This is a genomic window from Caldimonas tepidiphila, assembly GCF_003569765.1.
Classification (GTDB): Bacteria; Pseudomonadota; Gammaproteobacteria; order Burkholderiales; family Burkholderiaceae_C; genus Caldimonas; species Caldimonas tepidiphila.
In genome coordinates, this window is the sequence record NZ_QXMG01000077.1 from 1 (window position 1) to 25,153 (window position 25,153).

Consider the following 25,153-nt stretch of genomic DNA (forward strand, 5'->3'; position numbering starts at 1 on the left):
CACCTCGGCCGCGCACCGCTTCGTCCTCTTCAACTCACCGGGGGTGAATAGATACGCGGCAGGGCCCCTACCGGCCGTGTGGCACCACGTCGGGTAGGGAGTCGAAGGCGCGCGCTGCCAGGCGCGGCGGGCAACCGAGGCCGACGAGCTCATCGACGAAGGAGGAGCGGATCGTCCTCCACTGAGCCAGGATCACCTCCTGCGCCTCGTCCCTCTCGTAGCCGAAGTTCTCCGGTTCGGACAGCAGGTTCGCAAGCGAAACCTCCGCGCCCTGGCTTCCGAAAGCCAGGGCCAGGTACATCCGCGGAGTGCGCGGCCGTGCGGTGAGATCGAACGCGGGTGCCAGACGGAAGAAGCCGTCGGGGCCTGCCACGAAGCCGGTGTTGCGGTCGTGGTCGTCGGTGTTGCCCACGAGGCAGTTGAAGACGATGCGCCGGTAGAGCTCCCGGATGCTCTGCACCGGTGTGCGCTCCCACACGCGCATCTGGCGCGCCAGGTTGGTGTAGGAGCCCATGTACGAGTATTGCTGGACCTCGGGCCTCGACCACAGCAGCGTGCGCGCGCTGGCATAGCGCCATCGCGAATAGCCGCCGCCGGGCAGCGGCTCGCGGTCGAAGCGCTCGACAAGCAGCACGGGAGCGCCCGACACGTCCAGGACCCGGTGAGTCGGCACCCGGATGTCGCAGCGGTCCGCCAGCGTCAGCAGCGCGGCCTCCATCAGCGGCACGGGCGGCTCCTCGGGCCGGTCCCTGCTGCTCGGGAACTTGGCCAGCCACAGCCGCCTCTCGTGCTCCACTGTCGTCTTGGGCCGGGCGCCACCGGCCGAGGTCCCCTGCAGCAGCAGGTCGCGGTACTCGCTCGCCACCGCCTCGCCGTGCTCGACCGTGCGATGCACCTCGAGCAGGCGCTCGAGCGCCTCCACACCGAGCGGGGCGGGCGCCGCGGACGCAGGCGTATCGGGGGCCGGGCTGAAGGCCAGGGCACCGACGTTCTGGCCGCGGGCGCGCAGCAGGTAGCCGATCGTGTCCTGGGGGCCGTGCATCTGCTCGATCAGACGCCGCCCCCAGTCATCGGGCCCGGAGTCCAGCAGCGCCGAGAACCAGCAGCCCAGGTGCGTGGTCGAGAACACCCGCTCCTGCAGCGGGAGCACGACCGGATCGAGCGGCACGGCCTCCGCACGGGCCAGGTAGGAGCGGCCGTAGACGAACTCGCCCGCCTCCCCGCCCCCCGTGCGACGGTGGGTGAAGCGCCCGCACACGACCGGCTCGGTGCGGCCCGGCAGGTGGATCCAGACGAAGAGGGAAGACGGGTCAGAAGTCATTGCCCAGGTCCCGGCGCTGCACCCTCACCCGCTTGTCGGCCACCGAGAACTCGAGCGCCAGTCCCTCCCGGTCGAGCCCCGGGTCCGCGAGCAGGGCCAGCTCCCCGAGCAGCCCGAGGACGCCGAGGATGCTCACGTAGGCGCCGAAGGCCGTGGTCAGCTCGCCCCGCTCGACCGCTTCGACGGTGGCGCGGGACATGCCGGTCTTCTGAGCCACGTCCTCGAGGCGCAGTCGACGGCGCTGGCGCGCGAGCCGGATGCGCGCGCCCAGATCCACCGCCTGCTGGCGGGCGGCGGGGTCGAGCTGAAGACGAGGAGCGCGCGGCATAGACAGCATTTTATGCATTTAATGCTTCCTATGACAAACACAAGGAAGCTGGAAACAACAGCTCCAAGCCGCCGGCTCAACATCGACTTCCTTGCAGATCGGCGCTTCCTCGAAGACCATCGCACGCCGAGGATCGGTCCATGGGGCTGGTTCCTGCGGAGGCGTCAGCCAAACTACGGCCATGAGCGAATACCAGTACTACGAATTCGCCGCGGTGGATCGGCCCCTGACGCCCGGCGAGCAGGCCGAGTTGCGCGAGCGCTCCACGCGCGCCCGCATCACCCCGAGCAGCTTCGTCAACGAGTACCACTGGGGCGATCTCAAGGGCGATCCGGTGGACTGGGTCGAGCGCTACTTCGATGCACACGTCTATTCGGCCAACTGGGGCAGCTGCCGCCTGTTGCTGCGCCTGCCGCGCGTCGCCCTCGACAGGAACCTGCTCCAAGATTTCAGCTGCACTTCCTCCCGATCAGGTCATGCCACCGCCTTCGCTGCCCACGCGACCACCGCTCACTGGATCCTCGACTGGAGCTTGGACGACGACTCCGGGGAGAACGAGCGCTTCTGGGGCGAGGACGACGGCTCCGGCTGGATGGGGCGGCTGCTGCCGCTGCGCGACGAGTTGCTGCGCGGAGACATTCGCCCGCTCTACCTGGGGTGGTTGTCGCGTGCATGCCGAGGCGAGCTCGACGGCGAGGCTCTCGAGCCGCCCGTTCCTGCGGGGCTGCAGACGCTCACGCCGGCGCAGAGCGCCTTGGCGGAATTCCTGCTGATTGATCCTGACTGGCTGGCCGCCGCCGCCGAGGCCAGTCCCACGCTGGATCGCTCCGACGCCGACGAGGACGCGATCGACGCCTGGCTGGCCGGGCAGACCGGTGAGGAGATGCGCGCCGTGATGCGCCTGCTGCTGCAGGGACGGGGCCAGGAGGCCGAACACGGCCTGCACACCCGGTTCCTGGCCTGGCAGCGCGCTCGCCGGGCTCCCGAGGCCGCCCCGGTCCGCCGCGCTGTCGCCGGAATCGAAGCCGGCCGGGAAGCAGCGGCGAGTCGTCGACAACAGCGGGAGGCCCGGGAGCGGGAAGCAAGGCAGGCGAAACAGCAGGCCGAGCGCACCGAGCTTCTGAGCCGGATCGCCGCGCATGCCGACGAGTTCTGGCTCGCAATCGATGCGAGCCTGCAGCGAGGCTCCGGGGCGGCCTACGACGAGGCGCTCAAGAGTCTTCAGGCGCTGGCCGAAGCGCTCGCACTGGCCGGACGCAAGGCCGAGTTCCGCCGGGGCCTCGTGCGCCTGATGTCCTCGCACGGCAAGCGGACCGCTTGGGTCGTGCGGCTCAAGCGCGCGGGACTGATGCCCGGGGACTGAATGCCGGGGGCAACGCATGCAATCTCGCCGAGCCTCATGACCGAGCTCCCGCCCCTGTCGCCTGCCGAGGAAGCCGCGCGGCTGCGTGCCGAGAACGCCCGGCTCATCGCACTGTTGGAGGCGCACGGGATCGACTGGCGCGAGCGGCCAGTCCCTGCCCCTGCCGCCCCTTCCTCCATCGACAGCTTGAAGCTGAGCACCGAAGAGAAGCTGGCGCTCTTCCGGCGGCTTTTCCGGGGCCGCAGCGACGTCTACCCGGTGCGCTGGGAGAGCCGCTCGAGCGGCAAGACCGGCTACGCGCCGGCCTGCGCCAACGAGTGGCGCGCCGGGGTGTGCGAGAAGCCGCGCATCAAGTGCTCCGAGTGCGGCCACCGGCTGCTGTTGCCGCTGTCGGATTCGGTCGTCTACGACCACCTCGTCGGCAAGCGCACGCTCGGCGTCTATCCCCTGCTGAGCGATAACAGTTGCCACTTCCTGGCGGTCGATTTCGACGAGGCCGAATGGCGAGAGGACGCACTGGCCTTTGCCTGGTCCTGCGACGAGCTGGGCGTGCCCGTGGCGCTGGAGATCTCCCGCTCCGGCGAGGGCGCGCACGCCTGGGTGTTCTTCAGTGCGAGCGTTGCGGCACGAGACGCCCGCCGCCTCGGCACGGCCCTCATCAGCCACACCTGCGCCCGAACCCGGCAGCTCAAGCTCGCCTCCTACGACCGGCTGTTCCCGAACCAGGACACGATGCCCAAAGGTGGCTTCGGCAACCTGATCGCCCTGCCCTTGCAGAAACAGCCGCGCGAGAAGGGCTGTAGCGTCTTCGTCGATCGGCAGTGGCGCCCTCTGGCGGACCAGTGGGCCTACCTCGCATCGCTGCGACCGATGCAGCCCGGCGATATCGAGCCCGTCATCCTGCAGGCCTGCGGAGGCGTTCACCCGCTCGATGTCAGCTTCATCGACGAGGAGGACCTCGTCCAGCCGTGGAAGCAGCGGGCTCCTGCCGCTGGGAAGCTGGCCGGGCCGATGCCGCAGACCGTCGCGGTCACGCTCGCCAACCTTCTCTACGTCGAGAAGGCCGGGCTGCCGCAGGCGTTGATCAACCGACTGGTGCGGCTTGCCGCCTTCCAGAACCCGGAGTTCTACAAGGCGCAGGCGATGCGCTTTCCGGTCTGGGACACGCCGCGGGTGATCGGTTGCGCCGAGAACTTTCCCAAGCACATCGGGCTGCCGCGGGGCTGCCTCGAGGCCGTGCAGGAGACGCTACGGGAAAACGGCATCCGCTGCGAGTTGCGGGACGAGCGGTGTGTGGGGGAGCCGATCGCTGTGGCATTCAAGGGAACACTGCGCCCCGACCAGGAAGAGGCGGTGGCGGCCATGCTCCCGCACGAGGCCGGCGTGCTATGCGCGCCGACGGCCTTCGGCAAGACCGTGACGGCCGCCGCGCTGATCGCCCGGCGCGCGACCAGCACGCTCGTACTGGTTCATCGCACGGAGCTGCTCAAGCAGTGGCAGGAGCGGCTGCAGGCCTTCCTGGGCGTTGGCCGGAACGTGGTCGGCACGATCGGCGGCGGCAAGAGCCGGCCCACCGGGAAGATCGACATCGCGATCATGCAGTCCCTGTCCCGTGCGGGCGAGATCCATCCGCTGGTGGAAGGCTACGGTCAGGTCATCGTGGACGAGTGCCACCACATCGGGGCCGTGTCGTTCGATCGGATCCTCAAGCGCGCCAGAGCGAGGTATGTGATGGGGCTCACCGCCACCCCGATCCGGCGCGATGGCCAGCAGCCGATCATCTTCATGCAGTGCGGGCTGATCCGCCACACCGCGAGCCGCCCGGCGGGTGCGCCCGACGAGCTGGAGGTGAGGCCCCTGGAGTGGGACAAGCCTGTCGCGATGGCTCAGGACGCCGGGATCCAGGAGGTGTTTCGCGCCTTGGCCGATGACACCGACCGGACGGCGGTGATCGCCGGCGAGATCGCACGGGCCTTTGCAGAGGGGCGCAAGGTGCTCGTGCTGACCGAGCGCACCGAGCATCTCGAAGCCATCAGGGTGGCGCTGGAGGGGCAAATCCCAGCGCCGTTCGTGCTGCATGGGCGGATGTCGAAGAAGCAGCGGGCCGCGCTGATCGCACAACTCGAGGCCCTGCCGCCCGAGGCCCCCCGCGTCTTGTTGGCCACGGGCAAGCTCGTCGGTGAAGGGTTCGATCACCCGCCGCTCGACACGCTGGTGCTGGCGATGCCCATCTCATGGAAGGGCACGCTGCAGCAGTACGCCGGACGCCTGCACCGCGAGCACGCAACGAAGACGAGCGTGCGAATCATCGACATCGTGGACAGCGGCCATCCGGCACTCGGGCGCATGTGGGACAAGCGCCAGCAGGGTTATCGGGCAATGGGGTACCGGGTGACGGGTCGCATGGCAGGCGACAGCGGTGGACTGCATGAACTGTTCACCTCTTGAGCCGTCTCCTCATCGGGAGATCGTCAGGACAGCGGCCGGTCCATGCCGCCATCACGCTCTGGCTTTCGATCACGCCGGCGCTCGGTCACTCCCGGCCTTCGCGCTTCCCGGTCGAGCATGAGCACCACGCCGTGCAGCGTCGCGAACAGCATGCGACGCATGAGCTTGCGGAACCACCAGCACACCGTCTGCCTGAGGCCGAAGTCGTGTGGCAGCATCTGCCAGCCGCAGTTCGAGCGCACCAAGTAGCGCAGCGCGTTAATGATCTTCCGCAGGTCAACCTGCCACGGGCGTCCTTGCTGCGCGGGTGCTGGCAGCAGCGGCTGCATCGCAATCCAATCCGCGTCCGTCGGGTCGCTCGGGTACGCTTGGTCTTCTAGGCCAGCTCGGCCTGTTGCTCACGTTGCTCGTTCGTCCACATTCGGCCGTTACACCACAGATCCGACGAGTTTTCAAAGGGGCTCTTAGTCGTTGGTGTTATCACCTGCGGTCGCCCCTGCGACTTCGCGGAGTCGCATGGCTTCATCGCAACAGCAGCACCTCGTTCTGTGGCACAAAGATGCACTGACCCGACGAAAGGAGTCACCACAAATTCTCAATACTTCCTATCCCTCGAGCGGGTGTGCATGGAACTGGCCTTGACTGCCTTCCGTAGATGTAGGGGCAACCCGGACAGTGGTTGACGACTCGTCATCTTAGGCTGATGAACCTTCTCTTGTCCTCGGGCTTAAGGATAAACAAGATGCTGTCTACCGGAGGCCTCCCGGTATCCCGACTGTTCCACCAAAGGCCAGTCGACGTCCCATTTCCAAATAACTCACGTCATTTCTGCACCATAGCTCGATCCACATAGGAGACAAATGCATGAGATTCCAAGCAGCTTTCCGGCACAAAAGCCTGGCTTCCGCCACTGTCCTCGCTGCGCTTCTCACTACTTCACTGGCGCCTATTCCTGCACACGCACAAAGCGCCTCTCAATTGTCTGCTGCCTCCGAAAATGCTGTTGCAACTCCTACAGTAATCGGCCCGATCGCGGTGAATGCGACCCCCGGGGCCGGCCTCACTCGCGACTACCCGTTCTTCGCAACGGAACCTCAGTTCGATCTCGCTGCTGTTGGCTATGTAGAAGAGGAATTCTTTGTTCAGGGAACGGCTACCCGTTACCAGACTCCGGCAATGGCCGATGCGGTAGCAGTATCTTCAGGACACCCCTACAAGACGCGTATCCTCGTGCGTCGCCCTGCCAATCCGAAGAAGTTCAACGGGATCGTTCTCGTCGAGTGGGCGAATGTGACGTCCGGGTACGGGATCGATTTGCATTGGCATTACTCGAAAGAGTACCTAACCCGAGAAGGGTATGTGGTGGTGAGAGTCGATGCACAACGCGTCGGAATTCACCAGCCTAACACGGGACTGAAGGACTGGAGTCCGGCAAGGTATGGGAGCTTGGACGTGACATCCGGTGGTACGGTCACGGATGATTCACTGTCCTACGACATATTCTCTCAAGTGGTGAAAGCGCTTAAAGCCCCAGGAAAGGAGAGAATGCTCAGCACCTTGAAACCCAAGGCCGTGCTCGCCGTCGGCCAGTCCCAATCTGCGGGTCGCTTGACTCTGTACTACAACAGCATTCAACCGAAGCATCAATTGGTCGACGGTTTCCTCGTCCAAGTCCTGGGCGGGCCATTCCGCAACGATGTCAGAGCGCCGATGATGCGGGTTATCAGCGAAACCGAGTTGATATTGTATGGTCTTGGTGCCACCCGCCAGCCCGACTCTCCCACGTTTCGAGGATGGGAGATCGCAGGTGCCGCGCACGTTGATTACTGGTGGGTTCAGTATCGTCAGGCACTTGCCGCTCGCGACAAGATGACTCCACCGAGCCTTGCATGCGAACCGGAGCCCGCCAGCCATGTGCCGCTGCGGTACGTGCTTAACGCCGGCTACCACCACTTGTCGAATTGGGTTCTCAAGGGTGTTGAACCGCCGCGTGCAGAACTTATCCTAATGACGTCCGTCACTCCGCCGGTGCTTCCGCGTGATGGCAACGGACTGGCCTATGGCGGAATTCGTCAGTCACAGGTCGAAGTGCCGATCGCCACCAATCGGGGCGATCAGGTGGGCATGACTCCAGGTTGCCCGAACAACTACGGTATGCATGTGCCGTTCAATGACGCAAAGCTCACGCAACTGTATCCAAGCAAGGAAGCCTACGTGCAGGCCGTCACGGCAGCAGTGAAGAAGAACGTGCAGGACGGCTTTATCCTGAAAGAGGATGGAGACGAAATCGTTCGGCGGGCCGAGAGCTCCAACGTCGGCACGGGTCGAGCTGTAGCAATTCACTAACGCCAAGTCGCTCTGGAATTCGCCGGTCACCGCGGGCTTGCTTCTCTTGGTGGTCGGCGAGCGACAGGACTCCCATCGAATTGGGTGAGTCGAAATTGGTAAAATCGATTGTTTGCGGCTGGCCGAACTGGGTGAAGCGGTTGAGCAGTTCGGAGCGCACCTGCAACTCCGCCACCTGCCGATCGAGGGGGCGCATCATGACGCGCTCGCCCAGAAACTCGAAGCAGCGATCTGGGTCTCTACGAGGCAGCGACGGTGGTAGTCGCTCCAAGTTTTGTCCAGATATTGCGTCCCAGTCGCTGGATTGCGCCCATGGTTCCGTTGCAAGCAAACGCGCCCGCCGCCAGCCTCTTCTTCCACAGCCGAGTATTGCGCTGCCGGGCAATGACGGCTGCAACTTGTCGTTGCACAATCGCCTCGTGGCAGTTCCGTGTGTCATAGGTGCCGTTGCCATTGACGTTGAGGACGCCTCAATCGATCTGCTGTAGCAGCGTAGGCAGCATCGGCGCATCGCCCACCAAGCTGCCGCTTACTTCGATGGCCCGCATCTCCTGGCTCTGCGCGTCGATGCCCAGATGCATCTCGAGGCAGCGCCGAGCGTAGTCACCCCGTGCTTCTTGCGCTCCCATTCGTCCTTCCCCAATCTGAAATGAAAAAGCACGGTGTCTCCACCGTGCCCTTCAGGGCGAGCCCTTGATCGGGCTTTCAGTCGCGCGAACGGCACAGCTATGCCACTTGAACGGCAAGACTTTGCTCGCGTCTACACCCGCTCCTACAGCACGAGCAGCGCCCGGAAATCGTTCACGTTGGTGTAAGTCGGGCCGGTGACCACGAGGTCGCCGAGTCCGTGGAAGAAGGACCAGGCGTCGTGCCCATCCAGATGGAGCCGGGCGGACAGGTCCAGCGAAGTGGCACGGGCGAGCGTGTCCGGCGCGATCGTCGCCCCCGCGTTGCTCTCCATGCCGTCAATGCCGTCGGTGTCAGCAGCCAGGGCATGCACACCGCGCTCGCTGTCCAGCGCCAGGGCCATGCCAAGCAGGAATTCGCCAGCCCTTCCGCCCCGCCCGGCGGGCCCCCGCACCGTGACCGTCGTCTCGCCGCCCGACAGGAGGACGCAGGGCCGCGCAAAGGGCTGCCCGCGTCGCGCTACCTGGCGGGCCAGCGCGGCATGCATCCGGCCGACCTCGCGCGATTCGCCCTCGATGTCGTCGGCCAGGACATGCGCCGCCACGCCGGCCAATCGCGCCGCATCCGCTGCCGCCTGCAGCGACTGCTGCGGCGTGGCGACGAGGCGCACTTCGTGCCCGGCGAAGCGGGGATCGTCCGGCTTCGGGGATTCAAAGGCGCCGCTCGCCAGGCCCTGCAGCGCCGCCGGCGGCAGCACGATGCCGTGCCGGTGAACGATTGCCAGGGCCTCGTCGCAGGTGCTCGCGTCCGGCACCGTCGGGCCGCTGGCAATCACCGCCGGATCGTCGCCCGGCACGTCGGAGACGAGCAGCGTGAGCACCCGCGCCGGGGCGCAGGCGGCGCCCAGCCGTCCGCCCTTGAGGGCTGACAGGTGCTTGCGCACCACGTTCATCTCGCCGATGGAGGCGCCGCTCTTCAGCAGCTGGCGGTTCACGTCCTGCAGGTCCGCGAGCCCGAGGCCGGGGGCCGGCAGCGTTAGCAGCGCGGAGCCGCCGCCGGAGATCAGGCAGATCACCAGGTCCCGCTCGGTCAGCCCGCGCGCGAGGGCGAGCATCTCGCGCGCGGCCTGTTCGCCGGCGGCATCGGGGACCGGGTGCGCCGCTTCCACGATGCGGATACGGCCCTGCGGGGCAGGCGGCACGTGGCCGTAGCGGGTCACCACCAGGCCGGAGAGCGGCGCGTCCTGGGGCCACGCGCGCTCCAGCGCCTGGGCCATGGCGCCGGAGGCCTTGCCCCCACCCAGCACCAGGGTGCGACCCGGCGGCGGAGGCGGCAGGTGCGGGCCCAGCACCCGCGCCGGCTGCGCCGCCGCCACCGCGACGGCGAACAGCCCGCGCAGGAAGCCGGCGGGATCGGCGGCGGGGTAAGGCAGCGCGCTCATCCCGTTACCAGGTGCCGGGGCCGACCGTCGACGTAGGCCTCGATGTTGTCGATCAGCTGGTCGGCCAGCGACTGCTGCGCCTCGTCCGAGGCCCAGGCGACATGCGGCGTGAGGATTACGTCGGGACGGGCGGCGAGGCGCATCATCGGATCGTCGGGCGCGGGCGGCTCGACGCTGGCGACGTCAAAGCCGGCCCCGCCGATCCAGCCCTGCTCCAGTGCCTCGACCAGCGCCGGTTCGTCAACCAGGCCGCCGCGCGCGGTGTTAATCAGCAGCGGCCGCCGCTTCATCGACTGGAACTCTGCGCGGCCGATCATGCCGCGCGTGGCGGACGTCAGGGGCGCGTGCAGCGTGATCACGTCGCTGGTCTCCAGCACCTCGTTCCAGGACGTGTACAGCGAGCCCATCGCCTGCGCCCCCTTGTGGGCCGCGAACAGCGGCACCATGCCGAAGGCCTTGCCGATCTCGGCCACACGCTGTCCCAGCACGCCGCTGCCGATGATGCCCAGGCGTGCTCCTGCCAGATCGCGGATCGGGTGGTCGAAGAAGCAGAACTGCCCGGAGGCCTGCCAGCGCCCCGCGATTACGTCCTGCCGGTAGGCGAGCAGGTTGCGCCGCAGCGCCAGCATCAACGCGAAGGTGTGCTCCGGCACGGTGCTGACCGCGTAGCCGCGGATGTTGCACACCGCGATGCCCTGCACTGCGCAGTGCGCCTTGTCCACCACGTCGGTACCGGTAGCGGCCACCGCGATCAGTTTCAGGCGCGGCAGGCGGCGCAGCACGTCGGCGCGCAGCGCCACCTTGTTGGTGACGGCGATGTCGGCGCCCTCCAGGCGCTGCAGCAGCTGATCGGGAGCGGTGTGCGGGTGCTCGACGAGCTCGTGCTCGAAACGGGGCCGGCGCAGGCGAATCTGCGGCGCGAGCGTGTCGCGGTCGAGGAAGACGATGCGTTGCATGAGAGGATCGAGTTGGAAGGGGAGAGGTTCAGCGCGCGGCCAGGCATCGGCGCGCCTCGGCGACGATGGCCTCGGGCGTGATGCCGAAGCGCGCATACAGCGCCTCGGCCGGGCCGCTGGCGCCCCAGCCGCTCATGCCGACGAAGCCGCCGCGCTCGCCGAGGTAGCGGTCCCAGCCGAAGCGCAGCGCGGCTTCCACCGCCACGCGCACGCCGCCCGGCGGCAGCACCGCATCGCGCCAGGCGGCGTACTGCGCGTCGAACAGCTCCCAGCAGGGCATCGACACCACCGCGGTGGGCACGCCCTGCGCCTGCAGCCGCTCGCGCGCCTGCAGCGCCAGCACCACCTCGGAGCCGGTCGCGATCAGCGTGAGCGCGCGCGGGCCGGGGTCAGCCTCGGCCAGCACGTAGGCCCCGCGCGCCGACAGGTTCTCTGCCACGTGGCGCGTGCGCACCGTGGGCAGGGCCTGCCGCGCGAACACCAGCGACACCGGCCCGGTGCGGTGCGCGAGCGCTGCTTCCCAGCATTCCGCAGCCTCCACCGCGTCGGCCGGGCGCATCACCAGCATGTCGGGCATCGCGCGCAGGGAGGCCAGGATCTCCACCGGCTGGTGGGTCGGGCCGTTGCGGCCGACGCCGATGGAGTCGTGGCTGAAGAGAAAGGTCACCGGGAGCCGCATTAGCGCGGCCATGCGCATCGCCGGGCGCTCGTAGTCGGCGAAGGCGAGGTAGGTGAGCGCGAAGGGACGGGGGCCGCCGTGCGCGGCGATGCCGTTGGCCAGCGCCCCCATCACGTGCTCGCGCACGCCGCAGTGCAGGTAGGTGCCGTGCGCTTCCTCTGCCGTGAAGGCCTTCAGGCGCCGCTTGTGGTTCATCGGCGCCTCCAGGTCGGCGCAGGCGATCAGGCGTTCGGGCAGCACCTCGGCGAGCGCGTCGCTGATCTCGGCCGAGGCGAGGATGCCGCCGGCCGGCGGCGGCGCCTCGACCACGCGCTGCTTGTACTGCGCCAGCACCTCGCGCCAGCTGGCCGGCAGCTCGCCCGCCAGCACGCGCTCGAACTCGGCACGCTCTGCAGGCGGCAGCGCCTCCACGCGCGCCTGCCAGGCGCGGTGCTCGGCCTCGCTGCGCCGACCGGCCTCGCGCCAGGCCTCGAGCACGGGCGCGGGCAGCTCGAAGGGCGCATGCGGCCAGTCGAGCGCGGCCCGGGCCGCGTCGGCGTCAGCCGGGTGCAGCTTGCCGCTATGGCCGCCGCGCTGTCCCTGCAGTCGCTCGATGCCGCGCGCAATCACCGTGCGGCAGGCGATCAGCGAGGGGCGCGCATCCGAGCGGGCGGCGGCGATCGCTGCCGAGACGGCCTCGATGTCGTGCCCGTCCACCTCCGCGACGTGCCAGCCCGCGACGCGGAAGCGCTCGGCCACGTCCTCGCTGATCGACAGCTCGGTGCCGCCGTCGTCGGTGATGCGGTTGTCGTCCCAGAACAGGATCAGCCGCCCGAGCCGCAGGTGCCCGGCCAGCGAGATCATCTCCTGGCCCACCCCCTCCTGCAGGCAGCCGTCGCCGACGAAGGCATAGGTGTGGTGGTCCACCAGCCCGGCGCCAAAACGCGCGCGCAGGTGGGCCTCGGCGATCGCCATCCCGAGGGCGTTGGCGATGCCCTGGCCCAGCGGGCCGGTCGTCACCTCGATGCCGCTCTCCACATCGCGCTCGGGGTGGCCCTCGCAGCGCGAACCCAGTTCGCGGAAGCGCCGGATCTCGTCGAGTGGGATGTTGCGGTAGCCGGTGAGGTGCAGCAGCGCGTACAGCAGCATCGAGCCGTGGCCGTTGGACAGCACGAAGCGGTCGCGGTCGGGCCAGGCCGGGTTGGCGGGATCGAACTTCAGGTGCCGGGTGAACAGCGCGGTGGCGATCTCGGCCATGCCCAGGGGCACGCCCTGGTGGCCTTCGCCGGCGCATACGATGGCGTCGATGGCGAGGAAACGGATCGCGTGCGCCAGCGGCGCGAGCGGATGGACGGACATGGCTGGGCAACTCCCCGCCGCCCGCGCGAGGCGGGGCGGCGTGCAAGGGGACGGGATCGAGGAAGGGCGGCGCCGGGGCGGCTTCAGTGGATGAGCATGCCGCCGTTGACGTCCAGCGTGATGCCGGTGCAGTAGCCCGACAGGTCGCTGGCGAGGAACAGGCAGGCGCCGGCCACATCGTCCGGCACGCCCAGGCGCGCCAGCGGGATCGTCTCCGCGATCTCGGCCTTGCGCTCGGCGCTGAGCTTGTCCTTGTTGATGTCGGTGGTGACGAGGCCCGGCGTGATGCAGTTGACCCGCACGTTGTCCGGCCCTAGCTCGCGCGCCATGGCGCGCGCCAGGCCGAGCACGCCGGCCTTGGCGGCCGAATAGTGCGGGCCGCCGAGGATGCCGCCGCCGCGCTGCGCCGACACTGAGGAGATGCAGACGATCGAGCCGCTGCGCTGCCGCTGCATCACCGGGATCGCGGCCTGAGAGCACAGCAGCGTGCCACGCAGGCTGACGTCGAGCACCGCGTCGTAGTCGGCCGCGCTGATGTCCACCGTCCTGCGCGGCTGCGTGATGCCGGCGTTGTTGACCAGGATGTCGAGGCGGCCGAAGCGCTCGACGATCCGGGCGACGGCGGCCTCCACATCGGCCTTGCAAGTGACGTCGGCCACGAGCCCGAGGTGCCCGGGGCCCAGGCGCGCTGCGGCCTGCGCCGGCTGCGCGCCTTCCAGGTCGGTGATGACGACATGGGCGCCTTGCAAGGCGAACAGGCGGGCGGTGGCGAAGCCGAGGCCGTTGGGGCCGGCGCCGCCGGTGACGAGGGCGACGCGGTCGGTAAGCAGCATGCTTGTCTCCAGGAAGTGGCTCCAGCGTCGAGATGCGCTGGCTGGGAGCGACTATGAAGAGGCAATCTGTTGAACACAACCGATACTTTTTCACCGGCAGATGAATTCTGTTCACGCCTGCCCCGCGCCGTGTCAGGATGGCGGCCATGCGCTCGTCCTTTCCGCCCCTGAGCTGCCTGCTGGCCTTCGAGGCCGCCGCGCGCCGCCACAGCTTCGCCGCCGCGGCGGCCGAACTCAGCCTCACGCCCTCCGCGGTGAGCCACCAGATCGCCAAGCTGGAGGAGCTGCTGGGCGTGCGCCTGTTCGACCGCAGCGGCCGCCACGCCGGGCTGACCGATGTCGGGCGCGACTACATGGGCCGCGTCTCGCTCGCACTGGAGGCCATCAGCGCCGCCACCGATCATGTGCGCAAGGGCGTGCGCAACCGGCTGCACGTGCACAGCAGCCCCAGCTTCGCCACCCTGTGGCTGATGCCGCGCCTGGCCGACTTCGCACGGCGGCATCCCGAGATCGTGCTGTCGCTGTCCTCGTCGCCGGCCCCGCCGGACTTCGCGGTCGGCCAGGTGGACATCGACATCCGCTACGGCGTGCCGAACTGGCCGCACCTGCACGTGCAGCCGGTGTTCGAGGAGCGCATCCTGCCCCTGGCGAGCCCCGCCTTCCTGGCCGCGCACCGGGTCGATCAGCCCGAGGACCTGCTGCGCCTGCCGCTGATCCAGTCGGCGGCCAACGTCCTGCAATGGACCGACTGGTTCCGCAGCCGGCACCTGCCCTCCATGCCGGGCCCGTATGCCTACAGCTTCGACCGCTCGGTGATGGCGCTGGAAGCGGCGGTGCAGGGCTTGGGCGTGGTCTGCGACAGCACGTCGATCGCCGGGCTGCACCTGCGCGACGGGCGGCTGCGCAAGGTCTTCGACGACCGATGGTGCCTGAAGACGCAGGCCCACTTCATCGTCTGCCCCCAGCGGCACCTGGACCGGCCCCAAGTAACAAACTTCGTCAACTGGGTGCGGGAGCAGGCAGCGCAGCCGGAAGGCGCTCCACCGTTGCCCTGATCGACTCATTCACCGAAGTGCCGCAAGCCGGCACCTGCCTGGCCCTACGCATCCAGCCGCCTTGACGTTCAGCGGGGAATCAGTTTGTTGGAACTGAGCCTCAGGTCCGGGCAGCCTCGCTATGCAACCAAGTCAGGAAGCCCTCGACGGCCGGCCTTTTGGCGTGGCGAGCAGGGTATACCGCGAAATGCGCCTTGACCCTGACAGCCTTCTCCAAGCCGAAAACAGGCCTCAGCTTTCCCTCCGCAATGTGTCCTTTGGCGAGGGTCGTGCTTTCCAATGCAACTCCCAGTCCCTGGGTGGCCGCATCCAGCGACATTTGGGCCCTGTCGAAACGTACGGCAAACCGATCCGGTGCGCGGTGGTTAGAGAACTCTCGGAACCAGTCCGACCACTGCACCACGTTCACATTGCTCTGAATCAGCGGCAGGTCCAGCAAATGTTCCTGTCGCTTGAGGCGATGCTCCCGAATGAAGTCTGGCGCGGCCAGGGGCAGAATCCTTTCCTCGAAAAGGGGCTCGATCACCAGGTCGGGCCAGTTCGGCACGCCATAGCGGATGTCGATGTCCGCCTGTCCGAATGCAAAATCGCTGTGAGTGTGAGCGGCCGACAGGTTCAGCGAGATGTCCGGATATGCCTGGGCGAAGGCACGCAGCCGAGGCATCAGCCACAAGCTCGCGATGCTGGGGGCGGAGTGGACGTAGAGACTGTTGCTGACGCCCTGGCGCAGGTCGTCCGTGGCCGAGGAAATGGCACTCAACGCACCTCCCACGCGTGTCAGGTACTGCTCGCCTGCCGCGCTCAAGCGCACCCCATGCGCGCTGCGCTCGAACAGGCGCACACCGAGATGCGACTCCAGCCGAGCCACCTGGTGACTGATGGCCGAGGCGGTCAGGTGGAGCTCGGCCGCGGCTAAAGCGAAGCTTCGTCTACGGGCTACTGCCTCGAACGCCAGAAGGTTGACGACAGGCGGAATGGAAGCCATAGGGGGCAACCCGGGAGTTAAATGACAGGAGGTCATCTTAAGCTGAAAAATATTCGCTTGTCGTCACGCCCCCTCGCCTCGAAGATTCGGCCAGAACACAGGAGACAAGCAGGGGCCGCGGGCTCCCGTGGGGTGGCAAGGGGCATGAGGTGCCCCGTGCGCCGCCCGAGTCGTTTCCCGTGTTCGATCCGAACACCCCCTTCACATAGGAAACGAACGACATGCTGCTCAAGGACAAGGTTGCCGTGATCACCGGTGGCGCCGGGCTCAACGGCCTGGGATTCGCCACTGCCCGCCAGATGGCCGCGCAGGGTGCACGCGTGGTGGTGCTGGACTTGGCTCGCGCCGAGCCGGCTGCCGCCGCTGCCCGCCTGGGCGAAGGCCATCTCGGGCTCGTCGCCGACGTGACCAGCAAGGAGGCCTGCGAGGCCGCCGCCGCCGAGGTGCTCCAGGCCTTCGGGCGCATCGACATCCTCGTCAACAACGCCGGCATCACGCAGCCGGTCAAGACGCTCGAGATCAGCGGCGCGGACTACGACCGCATCCTCGACGTCAACCTGCGCGGCACGCTGTACATGTCGCAGGCCGTGCTGCCCGCGATGCGCGCGCAGAAGAGCGGCTCGATCATGTGCATCTCCTCGGTGTCCGCGCAGCGCGGGGGCGGCATCTTCGGCGGCCCGCACTACTCGGCCGCAAAGGCAGGTGTGCTCGGCCTGGCCCGCGCAATGGCGCGCGAGTTTGGCGTCGAGGGCATCCGCGTCAACTGCATTACCCCGGGCCTCATCGAGACCGACATCACCCAGGGCAAACTCACGCCCGAGCGCAAGGCCGAGATCTCGGAATCGATCCCTCTGGCCCGCCTGGGCCGCGCCGACGATGTGGCCGGCGCCTGCGTGTTCCTCGCCAGCGATCTCTCCGCCTACTGCACGGGCATCACGCTCGATGTGAACGGCGGCATGCTGATCCACTGAGCCTCCGTTCCACCCGTCACCCCCCAGACCAAGGAGACAACGTCATGCAACGCAAGCACTTCACCCGCACCCTGCTGGCCCTGGCCGCCTTCGCTGCGATCCCCTTCGCCGCCCATGCTCAGGCCGTGAAGCTGACGCTGGGCCACGGCGCGGCCGTCGGCAACCCGCGGCACGAGGGGGCCGTCAAGTTCGCCGAAGTGGTGAAGGCGAAGTCGGGCGGCCGCATCGAGGTGCAGGTGGCGCCCTCGGGTCAGCTCGGCGACGACGCGGCGATGGTGACCGCGCTGCGCACCGGCGCGCTGGACATGTCGGCCAACTCGCAGGGCGCCGTGTCGGTGGCCGTGCCGGAGTACGCGGCCTACGGCATGCCCTTCCTCTTTAACACCTCGGAGCAGGCCTTCAAGCTGCTGGACGGTCCCCTGGGCAAGGAGCTGGCGGAGCAGTCGGCCAAGAAGGGCATGGTGGTGCTGGGCTACTGGGACAACGGCATCCGCCATATGACCAACAGCAAGCGCCCGATCACCAAGGTCGAGGACATGAAGGGCCTGAAGATGCGTACCCCGCCCGACGCGGTGCTGGTGGACATCATGCAGGCGCTGGGCGCCGAGGCGCAGCAGATCAAGTTCGCTGAGCTCTACGTCGCGCTGCAGCAGGGCGTGGTCGACGGCCAGGAGAACCCGCTGGCCAACTTCCATGCCAGCAAGCTCTACGAGGTGCAGAAGCACCTGGCGCTCACGAGCCACATGTTCCAGATGACGCCCTTCCTGATGAGCAAGCGCACCTGGGACCGCCTCTCCGACGCCGACCGCAAGGCGGTGACCGAGGCCGCGGTCGAAGCCACCGCGCTGCAGCGCAAGCTCTCGGCCGAGGCGGACGAGAAGCTGCTCGCGGACCTCAAGTCCAAGGGCGTGCAAGTCACTACGGTCGACAAGGCTGCCTTCGCCAAGGCCACCCAGCCGGTCAACGAGAAGTGGCTCACCTCGCCCATTGGCGCCTACGTCAAGAAGGTGACTGCCGCTGCCCAGGCGCAGTGACGGCGCGAGGTCGATCTATCAAGAAACCCGTCCGCCCGGCCCGCGCGCGGTGCCCGGGCTGACGAGCAGGAGACAAGCATGCATGAGGTGCAACGCAATGCCCTCGAACGCGCCATCGTGGCAGTCTGCAGCTTCGTGCTGTGGCTGACCTCGGGGGTGATCTTCGCAATCCTCACGGCCAACACCGTGCTGCGCTACGCCAGCGGCTCGAGCCTGCAGTGGGCCAACGAGCTACCCGAGCTGCTGTTTCCCTGGCTGGTGATGGCCGGCGTGGTACTCGCGGCCGAGCGCGGCGCGCACATCGCTACCGTGTTCCTGGTGGAGGCCGTGCCCCAGGCGGCGCGCCGCGTCATCTGCGTGGCGGGCTGGCTGACCGTGGCCGGCCTGTATGCGACGCTGGCCTGGGCGACCTGGGCGATGCTCGAGATCGTCCACGACGAGAAGTCGCCGATCCTGCAGGTGCCCGGCTCGGTCACCTATGGCTGCGTGATGGGCGGCATGGTGATGCTGGCACTGCTGGCACTGCAGTCGGCCTGGCGCGCTTGGTGCGCATCTCCGGCTCCGGCTCCCACCCCGGAGCCGGGTAGCGTCCCGGAAATCCAGGCCCCCCACTGGTAAACCGCCAGGAGCCCTCATGAGCGCACTCATCCTTCTCGTCTTTCTCTGCGGCGCCGTGGCAGCGGTGCCGATCGCGCACGCGCTGCTGATCGCCGCGATTGCCGCGGCGGCCAGCAGCGACCGTGTCCCGCTCGATCTGCTCGTGCAGCAGATGGTGGCGCAGGTGCAGAGCTTTCCGCTGATCGCCATCCCCTTCTTCATGCTCACCGGCGCGCTGATGATGGGCGGTCGGCTCGGCCAGGCCATCGTCGGCGTGCTGTCGGCGACAGTGGGCCGCTGGCACGGCGGACCGGCCCAGGTCAGCGTGCTGTCGTCGACGATGTTTGGCGGCGTCTCGGGCTCGGCGGTGGCCGACGCCGCTGCCATTGGCTCGCTGATGATGCCCTGGCATCGCAGGCTCGGCTACCCGATGCCGTTCTCGGCGGCAGCGCTGGCGTCGGCAGCGACGATCGACATCATCATCCCCCCGTCAATCCCACTGATCCTGTTCGCGCTGAGCGCAAACGCCTCGATCGCGGCGCTGTTCTTTGCCGGCATCCTGCCGGGACTGCTGCTGTGCGGGGGCTTCATGTTCGTCTGCTGGTGGGTGGGAAAGCGGCGAAACCTGCCACGCGAAACCGCCCCGGCCGACCGCGCCGCGTTCCGCCGCAACCTCCTGCACTCCCTGCCAGCCGTCGCGCTGCCGGTGCTGATCGTCGTCTTCCTGCGCTTCGGCTTCGCCACGCCCACCGAGGTGGCGATCCTGTCGACGCTGTATGCCGGCGTGGTCTCGGCGCTGATGTACCGCGACCTGTCGCTCAGGCGGCTGCATCACGCAGTGATCGAGGCGGGACTGGCCACTGGGGTGGTGCTGCTGGTCATCATGGCCTCGGCCGCGATCGGCTGGCTGCTGACCTTCGACCAGATGCCGCAGAACGTCGTGCAATGGGTGCAGCAGAACATCGACGCCAAGTGGATGGTGATCCTGCTGATGAACCTGATGATGCTGTTCATCGGCATGTTCATCGACCTGCCCGCCGCCGTGCTGCTGCTCACGCCGGTCCTGCTGCCGATGGCGCAGAGCATCGGCATGGACCCGGTACAGCTCGGGATCATGATGGTCGTCAACCTGGCCATCGGCCTGTACACGCCGCCGGTGGGCACCACCCTCTTCATCACCAGCTCGCTGGCACGCGTGAAGGTGGGCGAGACCGTGCGCGCAATGGGTCCCTTCTACCTGGTGGCCTTCGCCGTGCTCGCGATCGTCTCCTACTTCCCCGCCAGCATCCTGCGCTGAGCGCACCGCATTACTCATACTAGGAGCACTTCATGATCGAAGCTGAAGCTTCCGACACGCAGCGACGACTCGCTGCCGCTGCCTGGCGCATCCGCCGCTACGCCCTGCGCATGGGCGAGGTGCAGGGCCAGGGCTACATCGGCCAGGCGCTGGGCTGGGCCGACGTGCTGGCGGTGGCCTACCGCCACGCGCTGAACCTGCGCCCCGAGGAACCCGAGTGGGAGGGCCGCGACCGCTTCCTGCTCTCGCACGGCCACTACGCCATCGCCCACTACGCCGCGCTGATCGAGGCCGGGATCATCCCCGAGGAGGAGCTCGAGACCTACGGCAGCGACGACAGCCGGCTGCCGATGTCGGGCATGGCCACCTACACGCCTGGCATGGAGATCTCCGGCGGCTCGCTCGGCCAGGGCCTGGCGATCGGCGTGGGCATGGCGCTGGGCCTCAAGCAGAAGAAGAACCCGGCCTTCGTCTACAACAGCATGAGCGACGGCGAGCTCGACGAGGGCTCGACCTGGGAGGCAGCGATGGGTGCCGCCCACCACCGCCTGGACAACCTGATCTGCCTGGTCGACATCAACAACCAGCAGGCCGACGGCCCCTCGGGCAAGGTGATGGGCTTTGAGCCGCTGGCCGATAAGTGGGCATCCTTCGGCTGGCACGTGCAGCGCGTCAACGGCAACGACCTGCCCGCCGTGCTCGCCGCCTTTGATGCCGCGCGCACTCTTAAGGAGGCCAAGCCGCGCGCGATCCTTTTCGACACGCTGATGGGCAAGGGCGTGCCCTTCCTCGAGACGCGCGACAAGAACCACTTCATCCGCGTCGACCCGCCCGAGTGGCAGCAGGCCCTCGCCATCCTGGACCAGTCCCAAGACGCCCCGAAGGCCGAGGAGGCCGTGCAATGAACACCGTCGCAGAAAAGAAACCCCGCCTGACCACCTCGGCGATGATCGCCTCGATCGCCAGCGAGGGCCAACGCGTCAAGGCTGCCCCCTTCGGCAAGGCGCTGGTCGAGCTGGCGGCCAACCGCCCCGAGATCGTCGGCATGACGGCCGACCTCGCCAAGTACACCGACCTGCACCTCTTCGGCCAAGCCTACCCGGAGCGCTTCTACCAGATGGGCATGGCCGAGCAGCTGCTGATGGCCGCGGCCGGCGGCATGGCCAAGGAGGGCTTGATCCCGTTCGCCACCACCTACGCGGTCTTCGGCACCCGCCGCGCCTACGACTTCATCCATCAGGTGATCGCCGAGGAGAACCTCGACGTCAAGATGTGTTGCGCGCTGCCGGGCCTGACCACCGGCTACGGCCCGAGCCACCAGGCGACCGAGGACCTGGCGCTGATGCGCGGCATCCCGGGCCTGACCATCGTCGATCCCTGCGACGCGCTCGACATCGAGCAGGCCGTGCCGCAGATCGCCGACCACAAGGGCCCGGTCTACATGCGGCTGCTGCGCGGCAACGTACCGCTGGTGCTCGACGAGTACGACTACAAGTTCGAGCTCGGCAAAGCCAAGATGCTGCGTGAGGGTGACGACGTGCTCGTGATCTCCAGCGGCTTCATGACGATGCGCGCGCTGGAAGTCGCGCAGACGCTGGCCGCGGACAAGGTGGGCGTGGCCGTGCTGCACTGCCCGACGATCAAGCCGCTCGACGAGGCGACGATCCTGGAGGCAGTGCGCTACAAGCACCGCATGGTGGTGGTGGCCGAGAACCACTCGGTGGTCGGTGGCCTGGGCGAGGCGGTGGCCAGCGCCCTGCTGCGCAACCGGGTGCAGCCGGCGGCCTTCCACATGGCCGGTCTGCCCGACGCCTTCCTCGACGCAGGAGCGCTGCCCACGCTGCACGAGCGCTACGGCATCAGCCGCGAGGCCCTGGCCGCGCGTATCAAGGCTTGGCTCGGCTGACCTCCCTCGGCGGCCCGACGCCATTCGAATCGGAGGCCTTGCAGGCCTCCTGCGCTGCGGTGGCGAATGAACTGAGGGCGTGACATTCCCCCTGCCCGTTCATGGCCGCCCACAGGCGGCAGCGCTTGCAGCGACGCCTCAATGCGCCGGCACGAGGTCTCAGCCGGTGGCCGGGGCGACCTGATGCAGGCTGCCGTCGTCAGTGAAGGCCGGCGCACCCGCCGCCGGCGTTTCCCGCAGCGGGTAGCGTCCGAAAAAGGGGCCGCCTGAATAGGCCGCTTGTCTGTCAGATCAAGTTTCGATCAGGACACCACCTGCCGCTTTGCAGACTTCTCGGGCTCGCCGTGCAGCGCGATGGCGCGCTCCAGGAACCGGCGGGCAGCTGCCACATCTCGCTTGGCTATGAGCAGGAAGTCAACGGTGTGGCCCTCGCGGTCGACTGCGCGGTACAGATACTGCCAGCGGCCGGCTACCTTGAGATAGGTCTCATCCATGGGCCAGCTCCTGCCGATGGGGCACCGGCGTCGGCGAAACGTTGCACCGAGCACAGGCAGCATCTTCAGTGCCCAGCGGGGTACCGTGGCGTGATCGACGATGACACCACGCTCTTGCATCATCTCCTCGATGTGGCGCAGGCTACGGCGGGCAGGCGGCGTACCAACGAACGCAGGTGAGCATTACCTCCAGCGGGCAGTGCAGCCGCTTGATCACCTTGCGCAGCGCCTCGATCATCATTTTCGGTCCTTCGCCACTCTGGCCTCAGACTACCAGCGCTGGCTTATCGCGACAGAACCCGCGCAGCAGGGGGTGATGCCAGCGCGCCTGAGGCAATGCCGGCCAATTTACGCGTGGATCGGAGTGATGGAGCGACGTTACTAGGACGCCGCCGGCCTCACGGCAAGCGAAGGCGTTCACGCAAGACGTTGATGGCTGCGTCCGGTGCGCTGAGCACGGGGCAAGGCAGCACGGACTGCACGGCGTCGCAGCAACGAGAATTCGAAAAGTGCGCCAGCATCACGGCATCGCAATGCGCCAAGCGGGGAGCCGCTTCCACATGCAGTCGGTCGTGCGTGGCCAGATCGCCGGCCTTAGCGGCGGCCAGGGCCTCCGGAATGCAGACCACCTCTAGCGCCGCCTCCACGCCCCGCGCCCGCGCCATGGCCAAGAACTCGGCCTCCATTGGCACCACGGCCGCTGCAAACGTCGCCAGCATGCCGATGCGTTGGCCTGCGGCCAGAGCCGCTTCGAACATTGCCTCGTTGGGCTTGAGCACGGGCACCGGCAGTACGCTGGCCGCCTCCCCAATGGCCTCGCCAAAGGCCGAGCAGGTGAAGAGTACGCCCTCAGCGCCGGCGTCGATGGCGTGCTCCGCCAAGCGTCGAATCCGCCGCCGCATGGTGTCGGTGAGTTGTCCGTCGCGCTCTAGGTCCGCTGGCAGGGCGTCGTCCACCAGGTTGACGCGTTGGGCCTGCGGCCAGCGCTGCGAGAATGCAGCTTCTACCGGCGCCATCGCCACGTAGACAGCGTGGATCAGGGCAATGCGCGGTCCTGCCGCTATCTCGCTCATACAGGGTTCCTTACCAGGATGCGCCGAAGGTGCGGCGCAAGTCCTCGATCGCTGCCTCGTCCAGCAGCGCGGGCTTCGGGTTCAACAGCAACCACAGCTTGGCGGTTTCTTCCAGCTCCTCCAGCGTGGCCATGGCGGCCGCGGGCGAAGTCCCCCAGACATTGGGCCCGAGGCGATCCAGCATCACGGCGCTGAGCCGTCCGCCGCTTTCCTGGCAGGCCCGGATGGCCTGCGCCACCCGCTCGCCCACCTTCGGATCCCCGGGACGGTGGTAGGGGATGAGCGGCACGTGGCCGACCTTCATGACGTAGTACGGCGTGATGGGCGGCAGGATGTCGGCCTCGCTCCATACGCCGCGCAGCGTCAGCGCCACCAGGTGCGTGGAATGCGTGTGGATCACGCATTGGGCCTGCGGGTCGGCGTCGTAGATGCGCCGATGCAGGGCGAGGGTCTTGCTGGCTCGGTCGCCGCTCAACTGCTCGCCACCCGGGGTCACCTTGGCCAGCCGCTCGGGCTGCAGGAAGCCCAGGCAGGCATCGGTGGGGGTGATGAGGAAACCGTCGGGCAGCCGGACACTGATGTTGCCTGCGGTGGCATGCACGTAGCCGCGCGCGAACAGGCTTGCGCCGACGCGGCAGATTTCCTGCCGGAGTTCTGTCTCGCTCATTGCGCAAGCGTTCCAAAGGCCTTGGAGAAGAAGTCGGGGGTGCCGAAGTTGCCGGACTTGAGCGCGAGGTTCAGCCCTTCCCCCCCGGCCACCGGCGAGGCGGCATGGCACCAGGGCACGCCCGGGTCGATCTGCACGCCGATGCGCATGCGCGCGATCCCGAGCGCCTGCACGCAGGCCCCCGAGGTCTCGCCGCCGGCCACGACGAGCTGGCGCACGCCGCGCTCGACCAGGCCGCGGGCAATGGCCGACAGCGCCTCCTCGATCATCGCGCCGGCCTGCTCCACGCCCAGGCGACCCTGCACGGCCTTGACCGCCTCGGGCTGGGCGGTCGCATAGACGAGCACCGCCTGCTCGCCCAGCCGGGGCGCGGCCCAGGCCAGCGCCGCGCGCACCACGTCCTCGCCCGCGGCCAGTCGCAACGGATCCACGGCGAAGGCCTCGCCGCCGCGCTGCAGGAAGTCCACCACCTGGGCATTGGAGGCGGCCGAGCAGCTGCCCGAGACGACCGCCTTCGGCCCCGGGATGACGGGCAGCCGGGCGGCCGCCTCGCTGGGCATCAGCCCGTGGTTCTGCGGCAGGCCGATCGCCACGCCCGAGCCGGCCACCAGCAGCGGCAGCCCGGCGAAGGCCCGCCCCATGCTCAGCAGGTCCTCGTTGCCGATCGCATCGACGATGCCGAAGCGCAGCCCCTGTGCCTGGAGTGCGCGCATGCGCCCGGCGATGGTTTGCGCGCCCTGGCGCACCACCTCGTGGTCCACCAGGCCCACCTTGCCGCGGCACTGGCGCTGCATCACGCGCACCAAGCTCGCGTCGGTCATCGGCGTGAGGGGATGGTGGCGCATGCTGCTGTCGCTCAGCAGCAGGTCGCCGACGAAGAGATGGCCCTTGAACACCGTGCGCTGGTTCTCGGGGAAGGCCGGGCACACCGGCACGAAGTCCGCGCCCAGCGCGTCGGCCAGCGCCTCGGCCACCGGCCCGATGTTGCCCCGCTCAGTCGAGTCGAAGGTGGAGCAGACCTTTAAGTAGATTTGCCCGGCGCCTTGGGCCTGCAGCCAGCGCAGCGCGGCCAGCGACTGCCGCGTCGCCTCCTCCGGCTCGATGGTGCGGGACTTGAGCGCCACGACCACCGCATCGGCATCGATGCGCATGTCCTCGTCCGGCACGCCGATGGTCTGCACCACCCGCATGCCCGCACGCACCAGATTGTTCGCCAGGTCGGTGGCACCCGTGAAATCGTCAGCAATGCAGCCCAGCAGCATGCTCATGCTCCGTCAGAAGTGAGAAAGGGCAGGCGCCGCTTGCAGGCCTGCCCGTGCCGGACTCACGCAGCCCTGAGCGCGAGGGCGACGGCTTGGCCGAAGGCCTTGCAGCCGAGGGAGCCGCCGAGGTCG

Annotated in this window: 21 protein-coding genes and 1 pseudogene; 10 read left to right on the top strand and 12 right to left on the bottom strand. The window is 68.0% G+C overall.

Annotated elements, in window-relative coordinates:
- Positions 1-67 precede the first annotated feature (67 nt).
- Together D3A59_RS22390 and D3A59_RS22395 are read right to left on the bottom strand one after the other, a co-directional pair.
- A complete protein-coding gene (locus tag D3A59_RS22390) occupies positions 68-1,321 on the bottom strand; it encodes a type II toxin-antitoxin system HipA family toxin (RefSeq protein WP_119157544.1) in 1,254 nt (417 codons plus the stop codon).
- A complete protein-coding gene (locus tag D3A59_RS22395; protein ID WP_157991651.1) occupies positions 1,311-1,649 on the bottom strand; it encodes a helix-turn-helix domain-containing protein in 339 nt (112 codons plus the stop codon). Before D3A59_RS22395 ends, D3A59_RS22390 begins: the two co-directional genes overlap by 11 nt.
- A 181-nt stretch (positions 1,650-1,830) precedes the next feature.
- Between D3A59_RS22395 and D3A59_RS22400 the strand changes: the two genes are divergently transcribed.
- Together D3A59_RS22400 and D3A59_RS22405 are read left to right on the top strand one after the other, a co-directional pair.
- Positions 1,831-3,012 (top strand): hypothetical protein, encoded by a 1,182-nt coding sequence (locus D3A59_RS22400; protein ID WP_119157546.1) that lies wholly within the window; start codon positions 1,831-1,833, stop codon positions 3,010-3,012.
- A 36-nt stretch (positions 3,013-3,048) separates the two neighbouring features.
- The gene (locus D3A59_RS22405; RefSeq protein WP_119157547.1) at positions 3,049-5,460 is read left to right on the top strand and encodes a TOTE conflict system archaeo-eukaryotic primase domain-containing protein; all 2,412 of its coding nucleotides are present in this window, start codon (positions 3,049-3,051) and stop codon (positions 5,458-5,460) included.
- A gap of 23 nt (positions 5,461-5,483) precedes the next feature.
- On the opposite strand, the gene D3A59_RS22410 is transcribed toward D3A59_RS22405, so the two are convergent.
- A complete protein-coding gene (locus tag D3A59_RS22410) occupies positions 5,484-5,789 on the bottom strand; it encodes a transposase (RefSeq protein WP_119157548.1) in 306 nt (101 codons plus the stop codon).
- A gap of 535 nt (positions 5,790-6,324) precedes the next feature.
- On the opposite strand from D3A59_RS22410, the gene D3A59_RS25640 reads away from it, so the two are divergent.
- Positions 6,325-7,806, top strand: a complete 1,482-nt coding sequence (locus D3A59_RS25640) for an alpha/beta hydrolase domain-containing protein (RefSeq protein ID WP_157991652.1) — start codon at positions 6,325-6,327, stop codon at positions 7,804-7,806.
- A 772-nt stretch (positions 7,807-8,578) separates the two neighbouring features.
- On the opposite strand, the gene D3A59_RS22415 is transcribed toward D3A59_RS25640, so the two are convergent.
- From D3A59_RS22415 to D3A59_RS22430, 4 genes are all read right to left on the bottom strand, one after another.
- Positions 8,579-9,874 carry a glycerate kinase type-2 family protein gene (locus tag D3A59_RS22415; protein WP_119157549.1) on the bottom strand — a complete coding sequence of 432 codons (1,296 nt, stop codon included), beginning with the start codon at positions 9,872-9,874 and terminating at the stop codon, positions 8,579-8,581.
- Entirely contained in the window at positions 9,871-10,830 is a 960-nt protein-coding gene (locus D3A59_RS22420) for a D-2-hydroxyacid dehydrogenase (RefSeq protein ID WP_119157550.1), read from the bottom strand. Before D3A59_RS22420 ends, D3A59_RS22415 begins: the two co-directional genes overlap by 4 nt.
- Positions 10,831-10,858: 28 nt before the next feature.
- A complete protein-coding gene (tkt, locus tag D3A59_RS22425; RefSeq protein WP_119157551.1) occupies positions 10,859-12,847 on the bottom strand; it encodes a transketolase in 1,989 nt (662 codons plus the stop codon).
- Positions 12,848-12,930: 83 nt separating this feature from the next.
- Positions 12,931-13,680 (bottom strand): SDR family NAD(P)-dependent oxidoreductase, encoded by a 750-nt coding sequence (locus tag D3A59_RS22430; RefSeq protein ID WP_119157552.1) that lies wholly within the window; start codon positions 13,678-13,680, stop codon positions 12,931-12,933.
- A gap of 146 nt (positions 13,681-13,826) precedes the next feature.
- On the opposite strand from D3A59_RS22430, the gene D3A59_RS22435 reads away from it, so the two are divergent.
- A complete protein-coding gene (locus D3A59_RS22435) occupies positions 13,827-14,735 on the top strand; it encodes a LysR substrate-binding domain-containing protein (protein WP_119157563.1) in 909 nt (302 codons plus the stop codon).
- Between the two features lie 100 nt (positions 14,736-14,835).
- Here D3A59_RS22435 and D3A59_RS22440 read toward each other — a convergent pair whose 3' ends face one another.
- Positions 14,836-15,720 (bottom strand): LysR substrate-binding domain-containing protein, encoded by an 885-nt coding sequence (locus D3A59_RS22440; protein WP_119157553.1) that lies wholly within the window; start codon positions 15,718-15,720, stop codon positions 14,836-14,838.
- 221 nt (positions 15,721-15,941) lie between these two features.
- On the opposite strand from D3A59_RS22440, the gene D3A59_RS22445 reads away from it, so the two are divergent.
- The 6 genes from D3A59_RS22445 (at position 15,942) to D3A59_RS22470 (ending at position 21,525) form a co-directional block, all read left to right on the top strand.
- On the top strand, positions 15,942-16,691 hold the full coding sequence (locus D3A59_RS22445; protein ID WP_119157554.1) for an SDR family NAD(P)-dependent oxidoreductase: 750 nt from the start codon (positions 15,942-15,944) through the stop codon (positions 16,689-16,691).
- A 44-nt stretch (positions 16,692-16,735) separates the two neighbouring features.
- Positions 16,736-17,725 (top strand): TRAP transporter substrate-binding protein, encoded by a 990-nt coding sequence (locus D3A59_RS22450; protein WP_119157555.1) that lies wholly within the window; start codon positions 16,736-16,738, stop codon positions 17,723-17,725.
- Between the two features lie 78 nt (positions 17,726-17,803).
- Complete coding sequence (locus D3A59_RS22455; RefSeq protein WP_119157556.1) at positions 17,804-18,343, top strand: TRAP transporter small permease; 540 nt, start codon at positions 17,804-17,806, stop codon at positions 18,341-18,343.
- A gap of 16 nt (positions 18,344-18,359) precedes the next feature.
- Positions 18,360-19,619, top strand: coding sequence for a TRAP transporter large permease (locus D3A59_RS22460; RefSeq protein ID WP_119157557.1), 1,260 nt, complete (start codon positions 18,360-18,362; stop codon positions 19,617-19,619).
- Positions 19,620-19,651: 32 nt separating this feature from the next.
- On the top strand, positions 19,652-20,524 hold the full coding sequence (locus tag D3A59_RS22465; RefSeq protein ID WP_119157558.1) for a transketolase: 873 nt from the start codon (positions 19,652-19,654) through the stop codon (positions 20,522-20,524).
- Complete coding sequence (locus tag D3A59_RS22470) at positions 20,521-21,525, top strand: transketolase family protein (protein WP_119157559.1); 1,005 nt, start codon at positions 20,521-20,523, stop codon at positions 21,523-21,525. Before D3A59_RS22465 ends, D3A59_RS22470 begins: the two co-directional genes overlap by 4 nt.
- Positions 21,526-21,854: 329 nt before the next feature.
- On the opposite strand, the pseudogene D3A59_RS22475 reads toward D3A59_RS22470, so the two are convergent.
- The 4 genes and pseudogenes from D3A59_RS22475 to otnK form a co-directional block, all read right to left on the bottom strand.
- Positions 21,855-22,260: pseudogene (locus D3A59_RS22475) on the bottom strand (IS6 family transposase); the annotation flags it as partial.
- Positions 22,261-22,417: 157 nt separating this feature from the next.
- On the bottom strand, positions 22,418-23,092 hold the full coding sequence (locus D3A59_RS22480) for an aspartate/glutamate racemase family protein (RefSeq protein WP_119157560.1): 675 nt from the start codon (positions 23,090-23,092) through the stop codon (positions 22,418-22,420).
- 10 nt (positions 23,093-23,102) lie between these two features.
- Positions 23,103-23,759 carry a 3-oxo-tetronate 4-phosphate decarboxylase gene (gene otnC, locus D3A59_RS22485; protein ID WP_119157561.1) on the bottom strand — a complete coding sequence of 219 codons (657 nt, stop codon included), beginning with the start codon at positions 23,757-23,759 and terminating at the stop codon, positions 23,103-23,105.
- Entirely contained in the window at positions 23,756-25,027 is a 1,272-nt protein-coding gene (gene otnK / locus D3A59_RS22490) for a 3-oxo-tetronate kinase (RefSeq protein ID WP_119157562.1), read from the bottom strand. Before otnK ends, otnC begins: the two co-directional genes overlap by 4 nt.
- Positions 25,028-25,153: the final 126 nt, after the last annotated feature.

Coding starts and splice junctions, on each gene's coding strand:
- D3A59_RS22390 (WP_119157544.1), bottom strand. CDS start 1,321: ATGACTTCTGACCCGTCTTCCCTCTTCGTCTGGATCCACCTGCCGGGC.
- D3A59_RS22395 (WP_157991651.1), bottom strand. CDS start 1,649: ATGCCGCGCGCTCCTCGTCTTCAGCTCGACCCCGCCGCCCGCCAGCAG.
- D3A59_RS22400 (WP_119157546.1), top strand. CDS start 1,831: ATGAGCGAATACCAGTACTACGAATTCGCCGCGGTGGATCGGCCCCTG.
- D3A59_RS22405 (WP_119157547.1), top strand. CDS start 3,049: ATGACCGAGCTCCCGCCCCTGTCGCCTGCCGAGGAAGCCGCGCGGCTG.
- D3A59_RS22410 (WP_119157548.1), bottom strand. CDS start 5,789: ATGCAGCCGCTGCTGCCAGCACCCGCGCAGCAAGGACGCCCGTGGCAG.
- D3A59_RS25640 (WP_157991652.1), top strand. CDS start 6,325: ATGAGATTCCAAGCAGCTTTCCGGCACAAAAGCCTGGCTTCCGCCACT.
- D3A59_RS22415 (WP_119157549.1), bottom strand. CDS start 9,874: ATGAGCGCGCTGCCTTACCCCGCCGCCGATCCCGCCGGCTTCCTGCGC.
- D3A59_RS22420 (WP_119157550.1), bottom strand. CDS start 10,830: ATGCAACGCATCGTCTTCCTCGACCGCGACACGCTCGCGCCGCAGATT.
- tkt (WP_119157551.1), bottom strand. CDS start 12,847: ATGTCCGTCCATCCGCTCGCGCCGCTGGCGCACGCGATCCGTTTCCTC.
- D3A59_RS22430 (WP_119157552.1), bottom strand. CDS start 13,680: ATGCTGCTTACCGACCGCGTCGCCCTCGTCACCGGCGGCGCCGGCCCC.
- D3A59_RS22435 (WP_119157563.1), top strand. CDS start 13,827: ATGCGCTCGTCCTTTCCGCCCCTGAGCTGCCTGCTGGCCTTCGAGGCC.
- D3A59_RS22440 (WP_119157553.1), bottom strand. CDS start 15,720: ATGGCTTCCATTCCGCCTGTCGTCAACCTTCTGGCGTTCGAGGCAGTA.
- D3A59_RS22445 (WP_119157554.1), top strand. CDS start 15,942: ATGCTGCTCAAGGACAAGGTTGCCGTGATCACCGGTGGCGCCGGGCTC.
- D3A59_RS22450 (WP_119157555.1), top strand. CDS start 16,736: ATGCAACGCAAGCACTTCACCCGCACCCTGCTGGCCCTGGCCGCCTTC.
- D3A59_RS22455 (WP_119157556.1), top strand. CDS start 17,804: ATGCATGAGGTGCAACGCAATGCCCTCGAACGCGCCATCGTGGCAGTC.
- D3A59_RS22460 (WP_119157557.1), top strand. CDS start 18,360: ATGAGCGCACTCATCCTTCTCGTCTTTCTCTGCGGCGCCGTGGCAGCG.
- D3A59_RS22465 (WP_119157558.1), top strand. CDS start 19,652: ATGATCGAAGCTGAAGCTTCCGACACGCAGCGACGACTCGCTGCCGCT.
- D3A59_RS22470 (WP_119157559.1), top strand. CDS start 20,521: ATGAACACCGTCGCAGAAAAGAAACCCCGCCTGACCACCTCGGCGATG.
- D3A59_RS22480 (WP_119157560.1), bottom strand. CDS start 23,092: ATGAGCGAGATAGCGGCAGGACCGCGCATTGCCCTGATCCACGCTGTC.
- otnC (WP_119157561.1), bottom strand. CDS start 23,759: ATGAGCGAGACAGAACTCCGGCAGGAAATCTGCCGCGTCGGCGCAAGC.
- otnK (WP_119157562.1), bottom strand. CDS start 25,027: ATGAGCATGCTGCTGGGCTGCATTGCTGACGATTTCACGGGTGCCACC.